We start from the raw sequence: 12,049 nt of genomic DNA on the forward strand, positions 1-12,049 counted from the left end.
CTCAGAACCTCCGTCCCCGCCGGAGCACCCACCAGGGCGCCATGCTGGTTTCCTCGTGGCTGCGCCGGAACATCTCGTTGAGGGTGCAGACCACGCCCCAGCTCCGGAGGACAAACATGAAAACAGGAAAAATGGGGATTGCGATGGCCAGCTTCAGGTCCTGGCGGGGTCGTTCGGAAACCATGAGCAGCCCGGCCAGATACAGCACCAGTGTCTGCAGCAGATAGACGGTGTAGATCAGGATGGCGAGGACAGCAATGGCGGGCAGGGGCAGGAGCACCAACCCGGCAAGGGTATAGCCGACGATCAGGAAGGGCAGCACCAGCTGGAAGAAAAAGCCGCTGAACAGCGTCATCAGGAAGTTGCGCCAGCCCAGGACGCGGGGGGTAATGCTGTGTCGGTGTTTGCGGATGTAGAGAAAGAACAGGTCGCCGTCCCAGCGCAGACGCTGGGTAAAGAACCCTTTCAGGGTATCCGGTACGTCAGTGTGGCCGATCGCGGCCGGCTCAAAGGGAATGCGCAGGGGGTGACGGCCGAAATAGCTCTTGATCCGGAGTGTGAGATCCAGGTCCTCGGCTGTGTGCGTGTCCCAACCCCCAATATGGCGCAGGAATGAAGTCCGGAAGGCGCCGAAGGCACCGGAGATGTTGTTCACGGTGTTCCACTCGCTCAGGCCGACCCTGGAGGTGTGGATGGACAGGAAGTACTCCAGCGTCTGCATGACGGTGGCGAATGAATGCCAGGTATTCCGCACCCGAAGGCTCCCCGATACGGCGGGGACAGCGGGATCTTCAAAATGACGCACCATTGACTCGATCACGGTATTGTCAAAGGAGGTATCTCCATCCATGGCAAAGACGATTTCCCCGGTGGCATGCTGCAGGCCGGCATTGAGCGAGGATACGCGCCCCCCACGCTGCCATTTGGCGATGGGCTTCAGGAAACGGTTGGGGTAGCGCACGGGATCAATGCGGAAGTCCCGAACGGCCTGCATGGTCAGGGTGTTGATCGAGGCGCCGTCAACGACTGGTATGAGTTCGACCTCGCCTGGATAGAGCTGCTCGCACAGACTGAGCAGGGTTTTCTCAACGTCCCGGCCCTCGCTGTAGCAGGTGATGATGCAGGAGACGCGGGGGCGATAGAGGCTGGTTCGGGGTGTTATGGCGAGATTCCGGGTGTACCAGCGGATGACTCCCCCGATTACCAGCAGGCTCAGGGGCAGTTCCAGAAGTACAAAAAAGGGGAAAAGCATAAGGAACAGCCGGACAAGCCCGTCCGTGCCCGCACTACCCATCTCTGCGAGGAATACCGTCACGGCCTCCAGCATCAACTTACCTCGCCACCGAGGCGTGCCATCAGCAGTTCACCATCCTCCTGTGGGAGGAGCTCGTCGGGCAGCGTGAGGCCGCTGCTTCGCAGATCAATGGTGACATGGTCCTGTTCGTGGAATAGCCGGTTGAGTTCCGCAAGGCGCTCACGCAGACGATCCATGCCGGCGCGCCCCGTGTGGGGAAGCAGCAGCCAGAGCAGTTCATCCTGTATACGGGTGCAGCGATCCGTTTCTCGGATGGTTTCCCGGATTCGGTCGATGAGGCTTTCGAGCAGTGCCGTTCCTCGCGCCTGCCCCAGTGTTTCCCCGAGATTGCCGAAACGCAGCAGCAGCACCGAACCGGTGGCGTCAGCGCCGTAACGGCGGCTCTGCTGGATCTGCCAGCTCAGGAGGTTGGTGAACGCTGCCGGGCTGATCAGGTTGAGGCGGCCAAAGTGGCTTTCGACCTGGGCATCCCCGGAAAAGCCCCGGCGGCAGCGCAGCCGGCCCTGTTCGGAAAGCCGGTAGTTCCGGATCTCGCGAACCCGCAGCTCATCCGGGGTGTGGTGGGTGTCACAGTCCAGGCAGCGGGCTTCCACCTCGGCATCCACAAAGAAGCTCTGGCACGCCCGGCAGCGGTAGTTTTCAAGGGGCCGGTCGTAGTCGCTGCCGATATGACGCAGTCGGGTCAGACAGTTGGGGCAAAGCATCAGACCCTGTTTGAGAAAATGCTCCTGGGGCGCTACGTGGCCACAGGTAAAGCAGTGCAGGGAAGGCTCGCGGCTGATCTCAAGCGCGTGGCAGTCCGGGCACACATCGACATAGTTGAGACGTGCGGAGCCGCAATGGGTACAGAGTCTGATCCGGTCCACCAGGTCGCGGCTCTCAAGCCATCCCTGTTCGGTCATGAGTTGCAGCCAGACCATTTCATTGACCGGTTCGTCATCCGCAAAGGCGCTCAGCAGTGGGTAGTAATAGAACTGCGGGTGATGGGGGTGACGCAGAGGGCGGAGTGTGCCCTCCGGTCGGCTCCAGAGCCATGCCAGCACATGGTCGTCAAACCGTTCCGGCACATTGCCCTGATTGAAGGCGGCCAGGCGCTCATGCAGGCGCTGCCAGGAGGATGTGATGCTGTGAGGGTCGTCCGGAACCGGGCCATCGCTGAGAGCGGGTGTGTTGGTTGCCCCCTTTCCGGCCAGGATCAGGCTCAGCCGATAGCGCGGGTCACAGCGCAAGAGAAAGACCGCATCCGCAGCGGCGTCGTGTTCAAGGTCCACCAGAATGATATCGAAACCATCATCAGCCTCGAGGAGTGACTGGACAGAGGTGAAGCCTTGTCCGCCCCTGGTGGGAAGTGTCTCGGGAGTTCGTGTGAGGCAGCCAATGGCGGGGTTCTGCATGCGCTTATGTCCACTACGTATACGGCTGTATCTACGTAAGGCTAGGCAGGATGGTTCAATGCTGCAACTATATGCTCATCCAGATGACTGCTGGAGCAGTCAGGCGCTGAAGCGTTTCAGTGTCTTCCGGACCCCACCGGCCCAGGGGCCGCCGAACAGGTTCAGGTGGTTGAGTTCGTGGTAGAGGTTGTACAGCGGCGCCCGCTCTTCCCAGTCCTGAGCCACGGAACTGTTGGCCAGATAGGCTTCATAGAACCCGCGGGGCTGGCTGCCGAACATCGTTGTCATGGCCAGATCGGCTTCAGGCCAGCCGTAATGGGTGGCCGGGTCGATCAGGACTGGCTCACCTGCAGGGCCGCAGTGGATGTTGCCGGACCAGAGATCGCCGTGAATCAGGCTGGCGGGCTGTTCCGGAATCCAGCGGTCCAGGCGCCCGGCGAGCCATTCCAGCTGGCGGATATCCGCCTGGCCGAGGCGGCCGCTGTCCCGCGCCATCCGCCCCTGGTGCAGCAGCCGGGCCTCGGCGAAGAACCGGAACCCGTCGCGCATCCGGGGGTTGGGCTGGGGGGTGAGGCCACAGTAGTTGTCGCGCTCAAAACCGAACTCATTGGCGGTGGTGCTGTGCAGCTGCGCCAGCTGTTCGCCGAGCTGGCGCGCGAAGTCCCCGCCCGGCCGGCCATCAAGCCACTCCAGGATCAGGCCTTCTTCGGCAACCGCAACGACCTCGGGGATGCGCACGGCATTGGCTGAGGCCAGTGCCTGCAGGCCGGCCGCCTCCGCTTCGAAGAAGCCGGCCGGTGGCGAGGGGTGGGTCTTGAGGAAGAGGATCCGGCCGTCCTCAAGTGTCAGCCGTGCGGCATCGTTAATGCTGCCGCCGCCGATCGGCTGCGTGGTGGCAACAGGCGTATCCAGTTGCGCTGTGAGGCTCTCCGGAGCACGGGCCATGATCAGTCGCCTTCCTCTTTTATTGCTCTGCGCATTCTTTCATGGCGGCGGGCCAGGTGTTCAAGCACCCTGGAGGCTGCCACGAAACCAAAGGTGCCGGTCACAAAGCTGGCAGCCCCAAAGCCGGTGCTGCAGTCCAGCCGGGTGGGGCCGTCGCCGGGTTTTTCGTGGGTGGTGCCGCCCTCCGGCGTCGGGTAGGTGAGTTGCTCCTCGGAGTAGATGGCCGGGATGTCGAAGCGTCGCTTCGGGTTGCGGGAGAAGCCGTATTCACGGCGCAGCAGATTGCGGACCTTGGCCAGCAACGGGTCCTGGGTGGTACGGCTGAGGTCGGCTACGCGGATACGGGTCGGGTCCATCTGCCCCCCGGCGCCGCCGGCGCAGATCACCCATTGTTTGTGCCGGCGGCAGTAAGCCAGAAGGGCGGCCTTGTGGTTGACGCTGTCGATGGCGTCCACCACTGCATCACAGTCACTGGGCAGCACCTGGTCCATGTTCCGTATCGTGACGAACTGCGTTACCGAGGTGACCCGGCATTCCGGGTTAATCGCGCGCAGCCGTTCGGCCATCACCTCAACCTTTGGGCGCCCCACGGTGTCCGCCAGCGTGTGGACCTGGCGGTTGGTGTTGGTAACACAGATGTCGTCCATGTCGATCAGGGTAAGGGCGCCGATGCCGCTGCGGGCGAGCGCCTCGGCCGCCCATGAGCCCACGCCGCCGACGCCAGCAATGGCGACATGGGCGTCCGCGAGGGATCGGGCGGTGTCCTGGCCGTAGAGGCGCTCCATGCCCCCGAAGCGCTGGGTAAAAGAATCCGGCGTCATGGCGGCTCCATGGTGGGTGTATCGGTTTGTGCGGATTCTACCAGAAAGCCTTTGTCCGGATTACGGACTTGTCAGTCCAAATTAAACTCCGTATTATTAGACGGACTGGTCAGTCCACCTTAGGAAGTGTCAAACCCGTGAACGATCAACAGCGCCCCACACGCATCCATAAGAGCCCGGAACAACGCCGCAGGGAGGTCCTTGAGGCGGCCGCGGCGGTATTCTCGGAGGTGGGGTTCCGCTGTACGGAGATGGATCGTATTGCCGAACGCGCCGGTGCCGGTAAGGGCACGGTTTACCGTTGCTTTCAGGGCAAGGAGGCGCTGTTCATGGCCACGGTGGAAAAGGCACTTGAGGATCTGACCTGTTACGTGAATGACGTCGTGGATCCGCTGGAGGATCCGTTGGAGCAGCTCCGGATGGGGATACACCGTTATCTGGAGTTCTTTGAGCAGAACCCGGAGACGGTGGAGCTGTTCATTCAGGAGCGTGCTGAGTTCCCCAGAAACGGCAAGCCGCTCTATTTCGTCTATCAGGAAAGTCACAGGGAAAAGTGGCGCCAGCGATTCGAGACATTGATTGAGCAGGGACGTATGCGGTCCGACATGTCGCCGGCGCTGGCCCAGGAAGTGTTCAGCGATCTGCTCTATGGCGCTGTCTTCTCGCAGCGCCTGGCGGGTGACCGGGAGTCCCGTTCCCGGAAGGCGGACGAGATCGTTGATCTGCTCTTCCGGGGCATCCTCAGGCCGGATTCCCACTCAGGCTGAGAACCACTTTTTACCACACCGATTGTCACTTTGCGGAGAAAGGAACCATGAATCAGTTAACCCGGACAGAAGTCAAAGGGGGCAGCCGAGCCCGTCGTATTGGCGGAGTTAGTACCGTGCTGGTACTGATGCTGGGGCTGGCGGCCTGTGGCGGCAGTGGCCAGGGCCAGAAGGGCGGTGGGACGCCGCCTCCACCGGTTTCGGTTACTGACGTCCAGACCGAGGATGTCACCATCCGCGAGGATTATGCCGGGCGTGTCCGGGGTGCCCGTGAAGTGGCCGTTCGGGCCCGTGTGGAGGGCGTTCTGGAGGAGCGTCTTTACAACGAGGGCAAGGTGGTTCAGAAGGGCGAGCCCCTTTTCCGGATCGACCCGGAACCCTTTGAAGTGGCCCTCCAGGCCGCAAAAGCCCAGCGCCAGTCCGCGCAGGCGGATCTCAATCAGGCCGAACGGGAATGGAACCGGGTTTCCAGCCTGTATGAGCAGAACGCGATCAGTGAACGTGAACGTGATAACGCCCGGTCCGCGTTTGAATTAGCACAGGCCCAGGTGGCCGTAGCCGAAGCTGAGGTCGAAAGGGCCGAGCTTGAGTTGGGCTATACCGATGTGGAGGCGCCCGTAACCGGTGTGACCGGCCTCGAGACCCAGTCCGAAGGCAACCTGATCGAGCGCGGTACCGAGCTCACCCACATCACCCAGATGAATCCGGTCCATGTGCGCTTTGCGCTGCCGGAGAACGATGCCGCGGCACGCCGGCGCGCACGGGAAGCCATGCAGTCGGAAGGCAATGGCGACCACCGCAGTACCGCGAAACTGATCCTGCCGGACGGCTCCGAGTACGAACACACGGGTACTATTGACTTCACCGCTAGCACCATCGATGTGGAGACCGGTACCGTCACCGCCCGTGCCGTATTTCCCAATGAAGAGCAGCGCATTGTGCCGGGTCAGTTTGTGCGCATCCGTGTGACGCTGAAGACGCTCAAGGATGTGGTGACCGTGCCCGCCAAGGCTGTAAGCGACGGTCAGAACGGTGGCCTTCAGGTCTTTGTGCTGGACGAGGATAACAAAGCGCAGCCACGCCAGGTTGAGACCGGCCAGGTGGTTGATGGCCGCCGGATCATCACGGATGGGCTCGAAGCCGGTGACCGTGTGGTGATCGGAGGCATGGCCGGTATCCGCCAGCCCGGCATGAAGGTGAAAGTCGAAGATGGCGGTGAAGATGGCCAGAAAGACGGCGAGAACGGCGGGGAGAGTAACTGATGTTCCGATTCTTCATTGACCGCCCGATTTTCTCGGCGGTCATCTCCATCATCATCCTGATCGCCGGCGCGGCCTCGCTCATGGGGCTGCCGGTGAAGCAGTACCCGAACGTCGTCCCGCCCGAGGTGGTGGTCGAGGCGAGCTACCCGGGGGCGAGCGCCGAGGTCCTGGCGGACAGTGTGGCCGCGCCGCTTGAACAGGAGATCAACGGCGTTGACGACATGATCTACATGGAGTCCGGCAGTACCGATGCCGGCAGCGTCCAGATCACGGTCTCGTTCGAGGTGGGCACGGATCCGGACCAGGCGACGATCAACGTCAACAACCGGGTCCAACGGGCGATGTCCAGCCTGCCCCAGGCTGTGCGCGATCAGGGCGTGACGGTCGAGGCCCGTTCCACGTCCATCCTCCAGGTGGTGACGCTGTCCTCCAAGTCGGGCGACACCGATACCATCGAGATCTCCAACTACGCGCTTCTGAACGTCATCGATGAGCTGGTCCGCACGCCTGGTGTGGGTAACGCCTCGCTCTTCGGTGCCAAGGACTATTCCATGCGCATCTGGCTGCAGCCGGACAAGATGGCGGAATACGATGTCTCCCCAATGGATGTGGCCAGCGCGCTGCGTTCCCAGAACGCCCAATACGCGGCGGGCCGCCTCGGCGGGCAGCCGGCGCCAATGGACCAGGCCTTCACCTTCAGTGTCTCCACACCTCAACAGATGAGCGATCCCAGCGAATTCGAGGACATCATGCTGCGGACCACGAGCGATGGCGCTTCGTTGCGTCTCGGGGACGTGGCACGAGTCGAGCTGGGCGCGCAGAACTATGACTTTACGGCCAGCTTCAACGGGCAGGCGGCCGTCCCTGTCGGGGTTTACCTGCAGCCCGGTGCCAACGCGCTCGAGACGGCCACCAATGTGCGCGAAGCACTCCAGAATCTGGAGGACCGGTTCCCGGAGGACATCCAGTACGACATTCCCTACGACACGACCACTTTCATCGAGACCTCTATTCAGGAGGTATTGATCACCCTGGTCATCGCGTTGGTCCTGGTGTCGCTGGTGACCTTCCTCTTCCTCCAGCACCTGCGGGCAACGCTGGTGCCTCTGGCCGCCATCCCGGTGGCGCTGATCGGTACCTTTGCAGGCATGACGCTGCTTGGGTTCTCGGTCAACCTGCTGACCCTGTTTGGTCTGATCCTGGCCATTGGCGTCGTCGTGGATAACGCCATCATCGTCATGGAGAACGTCGAGCGGCTCATGCAGGAACACGGCATGACGGCGCATGGGGCCTCCGTCGAAACCATGGGCCAGGTCTCCGGCGCCGTGATTTCCTCCACCCTTGTGTTGGTGGCGGTGTTTGCGCCTGTTGGTTTCCTAGGCGGTTTGACCGGTGAGCTCTATCGCCAGTTCGCGGTAACCATCGCGGTTTCCATCGTTATTTCCGGCATCGTGGCGCTGACACTGACTCCGGCAATGTGTGCCCGTCTTCTGGACGGTGAACCCAAGGACGTTTCAAAGCCCTTCCAGTGGTTCAATACGGGGTTCGAGAAGATCACGAATGGCTTCGTCGGGGGCGTGACCTGGATCCTGAACCATGCCGTCATTGGCGTGGCCCTCTTCTTCCTGATCATCGCCAGCACCCTCTGGATGCTGGATCGTCTGCCCTCGGGATTGGTGCCCCAGGAGGACCAGGGCTATGTGCTGATGGCCTCCTACCTGCCTCCGGCATCGGCGCTCGGGCGAACCGAGGCTGTTCGCGAGGAGCTGGTCGGGAAGGTGCTTAACCTGCCTGAAGTCGAGAACATCGTGGCCTTTGCCGGCTACGACCTGCTTGCCGGAGCGAGCCGCTCCAATGCCGGAATCGCGTTCGTAACGCTCAAGGACTGGGCTGAACGTCAGGGGCCCGGGCAGTCGGCATCTGCGGTATCCAGGAAAATCATGGGCATGGGCGCTGGTGTGGAAGAGGCGAATGTCATGTCGTTCTCCCCACCGCCGATTCAGGGGCTGTCGCTCACCGGCGGCGTCGAGGCGTTCATCCAGGATCAACGCGGTATGAGCACCAAGGAGCTCCATGCGCTTGCCCAGAAGGTGGTAACGGCGGCGAATGAGCATCCGATGCTGACGAATGCCCGAACCGACCTGAATGTGAATATTCCGCGCTATGAGGCGGAGGTGGATCGCCAGAAGGCCAGGGCACTGGATGTTCCAGTCAGTGAGGTGTTCTCCGCGATGCAGAGCACCTTCGGCACCTTTTACGTCAACGACTTCACCATGCAGGGGCGCAACTGGCAGGTGAACATGCAGGCCGAGGGCGAGTTCCGCAGCCGCCCAGAGGATCTGCGGCGGGTTTTCGTACGCTCCAACAGCGGTCAGATGATCCCGGTCAGCTCGCTGGTGACGCTGACCCGTGAGACCGGGGCGGACATCATCAACCGGTTCAACGTCTACCCCGCGGCCAATGTTGCTGCGGATCCGGCACCGGGTTATACAACCGGCGATGCCATGAACGCGCTTCGCGAGGTGGCGGACGAGAACCTGGGCGCCAACACACCGCTTGGATGGATAGGCCAGGGCTACCAGCTCCAGGCGGCCGGGCAGGCGGGCACCATTGCCTTTGCCCTCGGCCTGGTGATGGTCTTCCTGATCCTGGCGGCCCAGTACGAGCGCCTGACTCTGCCGCTGGCGGTGGCCACGGCGATTCCGTTCGGTGTCTTCGGTGCGGCGCTGGCCTCCCTGCTGCGCGGTTTCCCCAATGACATCTACTTCCAGGTGGGGCTGCTTGTCCTGATTGGTCTGGCCGCGAAGAACGCCATCCTGATCGTGGAGTTCGCGGCCCAGAACCGCAAGGAAGGGCTTTCGCCCAAGGATGCGGCCATAGCCGCGGCCCAGCAGCGTTTCCGGGCCATCATGATGACGGCGCTGACGTTCATCATCGGGTCCCTGCCACTGGTGGTGGCGACCGGCGCCGGTGCTTCCAGCCGGCAGGAGATCGGCACCGTGGTAGTCGGCGGCATGATCGTTGCCAGTACCCTGGCGCTGTTCTTCGTACCGCTGTTCTATCGCCTGTTCGAGGAGTTCTCGATCTGGTTGAGCAATCGTGGGAGCAAAAACAGCTCCAGGGAGGTTTCTGATGCGTAGGGCGCTGCTTGCAACACTGACATTTCCACTGCTTCTGGCCGGCTGTGCCGTCGGCCCGGAGTATGAGAAGCCGCAGGTGGACCTGCCGGAGGAGTGGCCGGATGAGGTTCTGCTGACCGGCGAGGAGCGTGCGGACTGGTCCAACTGGTGGCACCGGTTTGACGACCCCGTGCTCAACCGCCTGGTGGAACGGGCTCTGGATGACAACCTCAATATGCAGCTCCAGTACCAGCGGTTGCAGGAGTCCCGCGCTCAGCTGGGGCTGGCGGATGCCAAGCAGATGCCCACCATCGAGGGCCAGGCCGATGCCGCCCGGGGGCGTGAATCCGGTGCTGCCAACCCGTTGGGTGGCGGTACCACCGACAACATGTTTTCGGTAACCGGCCTGCTGAGCTATGAGGTGGACCTGTGGGGCCGGCTGGAGAGTCAGAGCGATGCTGCCGAGGCGGCGCTGCAGGAGTCGGTGTTCACCCATGACTCGGTACGTCTGAGCACCATCGCGGACGTGGTGGCCACCTATACGGAGCTGCGCGCGGCCCAGCGGTCCCTTGCCATCACCGAGCGCACCCTGGAGACCCGCGAGGAAACCGTGCGGATCGAGCGGGCACGCTACGAGGGTGGCGATACCGACGAGCTGACCCTGCGTCAGGCCGAGTCCGAGCTGGAAGCCACCCGGGCACTGGTGCCCCAGCAGCGTCAGCGGGTCGCCCAGCTGAAGACAGCCCTGGGTGTGCTCGTGGGCATGAGCCCGCGCGAACTCACCAGCGAGCTGGATTTCGGCGAAGGCAGCCTCAGTGACATCACGCTGCCCGAGGAGGTTCCGGAAGTGCTGCCCTCGGATCTTCTGGAGCGCCGGCCGGACATCCGTGCGGCCGAGGCGGCCATCATTGCGGCGACTGAGGAGGTCGGCGTCGCCCAGGCCCAGCGCCTGCCCAGCTTCAACCTCCGTGGGTCCTTCGGCAGTACTGCCATTGAGTCGGACGACCTGTTCACCGGCCCCGCGGAAACCTGGGAAATCGGCGCTTCCGTGCTGGGCCCCATCGTCGATTTTGGTCGTAATAAAGCACGTGTGGAGGCGGCCCAAAGCCTGCGGGACCAGGCCGAAACCCAGTACCGGGTGACCCTGCAGCAGGCGTTCAGCGAGGTCCGTGATGCACTGGCCGTGTATGAGGCGACGGATGAACGGGTGAGCCGGCTCCGGGATCAGGTGGCGGCGCTGGAAAAAACGCTGGAACTGGCGGAGCTGCGCTATCAGGAAGGTCTGACGGACTTCCTGACCGTACAGGACACCCAGCGGGTCCTGCTGGATGCGGAGCTGACCCTCACCAATGCCATACGTGACCGGCTCAATGCCACGGCCACGCTGTTCAAGGCGATGGGCGGCGGCTGGGCCGATGGCCAAGCCGTTGATCCGGAGAGCGGAGACTCCTGAGCAGGACGCTGGAATCCACCGGTATAGTGGTAACACAGCGTCTGTTGGTGTGTCCTGATTTTAACCGTGCCGGCCCGTGGCAATGCGGCGCCGGTGTTACTGGATGATGGCCCTTTGCTGGCCCATCAAGTTCAGGAGTGACGATATGTCGATGCCTCAGCGTGAGGTACAGGAAGGGCCAGTACAGGCGCCACTTTCCAGTCCGCAGAACCCGGAGCCTGTTTCGGAGACCCTGCGCAGGGGAAAAGGGGCGTTGCGCCTGTTCCCTGCCGGGGAATCTACCTCCATCAGTTGGGCTCTCATGGAAGGCGTTGCCCTGTCACTGGTGGTGGCGATTGTGCCTTTCGCGCTCTATCTGGATTTCGCCGTCATTGGTCATGGTGTACCCGATGCGTCAGTAACTGAAACGCTTCAGGAACTCATTCTTTTGGCTGTTGTGGGCAGCGTTCTCTATGCCGGTTACCGCCGGCCGGAAGAACGGGGTTTTCTGGTCCTTGCCGCGGGGCTTTTCGGCTGCATGCTCCTGCGTGAGCTTGACTACCTTTTCGATTACATCTGGCAGGGATTCTGGGTCTGGCCGGTGCTGCTCACCTTTGTCGCAGCCACCCTGTTTGCCCGGAAACACCCGTTCCTGGTGCCATTCCGGCTCTATCTGCAGTCCAAGCCCTACCTCTTTACCCTGTTCGGGCTTATAACGGTCATCATATTCAGCCGGCTTTTCGGCAGTGGCAACGTCCTCTGGGAAGACCTTATGGGGCCGAATTACAGCCACGAGTACAAGAGCGCGATCCAGGAAGGGCTCGAGCTTTTCGGGTACCTGTTCATCGGTTACGGCGCTATGCTGACGCTCCTGCGAAGCCGGATCTGTGCCCGTGCCGGGGACGGCGATGCGGGCCGCAATCTCTGTGGGTAGAAATCTCCGTTCAGGTTGCCCGGAAGTGGCCTGAGCGACCTTCCGGCCTGGCCGTGCGGC

The 12,049-nt window shown here is 62.4% G+C and carries 9 protein-coding genes; 5 read left to right on the plus strand and 4 right to left on the minus strand.

The genetic code is table 11. The annotated features are described in order from the left end of the window. Nucleotide 1 precedes the first annotated feature (1 nt). The 4 genes from H4I92_RS08760 to tcdA all read right to left on the minus strand — a co-directional run bounded on the left by H4I92_RS08760 (nt 2) and on the right by tcdA (nt 4,475). Entirely contained in the window at nt 2-1,327 is a 1,326-nt protein-coding gene (locus tag H4I92_RS08760) for a glycosyltransferase family 2 protein (RefSeq protein ID WP_077530219.1), read from the minus strand. After that, nucleotides 1,327-2,709, minus strand: a complete 1,383-nt coding sequence (locus tag H4I92_RS08765) for a TackOD1 domain-containing metal-binding protein (RefSeq protein ID WP_077530220.1) — start codon at nt 2,707-2,709, stop codon at nt 1,327-1,329. Before H4I92_RS08765 ends, H4I92_RS08760 begins: the two co-directional genes overlap by 1 nt. A 99-nt stretch (nt 2,710-2,808) precedes the next feature. Further along, nucleotides 2,809-3,654 (minus strand): fructosamine kinase family protein, encoded by an 846-nt coding sequence (locus H4I92_RS08770; RefSeq protein WP_077530221.1) that lies wholly within the window; start codon nt 3,652-3,654, stop codon nt 2,809-2,811. Between the two features lie 2 nt (nt 3,655-3,656). Then, nucleotides 3,657-4,475 carry a tRNA cyclic N6-threonylcarbamoyladenosine(37) synthase TcdA gene (gene tcdA / locus H4I92_RS08775; protein ID WP_077530222.1) on the minus strand — a complete coding sequence of 273 codons (819 nt, stop codon included), beginning with the start codon at nt 4,473-4,475 and terminating at the stop codon, nt 3,657-3,659. A 137-nt stretch (nt 4,476-4,612) separates the two neighbouring features. Here tcdA and H4I92_RS08780 point away from each other — a divergent pair, with 137 nt between their 5' ends. The 5 genes from H4I92_RS08780 (at nt 4,613) to H4I92_RS08800 (ending at nt 11,989) form a co-directional block, all read left to right on the plus strand. Next, nucleotides 4,613-5,242 (plus strand): TetR/AcrR family transcriptional regulator, encoded by a 630-nt coding sequence (locus H4I92_RS08780; protein ID WP_179105667.1) that lies wholly within the window; start codon nt 4,613-4,615, stop codon nt 5,240-5,242. A gap of 47 nt (nt 5,243-5,289) precedes the next feature. Next, complete coding sequence (locus tag H4I92_RS08785; RefSeq protein WP_077530224.1) at nt 5,290-6,504, plus strand: efflux RND transporter periplasmic adaptor subunit; 1,215 nt, start codon at nt 5,290-5,292, stop codon at nt 6,502-6,504. Continuing rightward, entirely contained in the window at nt 6,504-9,644 is a 3,141-nt protein-coding gene (locus tag H4I92_RS08790) for an efflux RND transporter permease subunit (RefSeq protein ID WP_077530225.1), read from the plus strand. Before H4I92_RS08785 ends, H4I92_RS08790 begins: the two co-directional genes overlap by 1 nt. Beyond that, nucleotides 9,637-11,076, plus strand: coding sequence for an efflux transporter outer membrane subunit (locus H4I92_RS08795; RefSeq protein WP_077530226.1), 1,440 nt, complete (start codon nt 9,637-9,639; stop codon nt 11,074-11,076). The genes H4I92_RS08790 and H4I92_RS08795 overlap by 8 nt, the downstream gene beginning before the upstream one ends. 145 nt (nt 11,077-11,221) lie before the next feature. Then, nucleotides 11,222-11,989, plus strand: a complete 768-nt coding sequence (locus tag H4I92_RS08800; protein ID WP_077530227.1) for a hypothetical protein — start codon at nt 11,222-11,224, stop codon at nt 11,987-11,989. The last annotated feature ends 60 nt before the right edge of the window (nt 11,990-12,049 follow it).

The organism is Vreelandella halophila (genome assembly GCF_019903425.1).
Classification (GTDB): Bacteria; Pseudomonadota; Gammaproteobacteria; order Pseudomonadales; family Oleiphilaceae; genus Halospina; species Halospina halophila.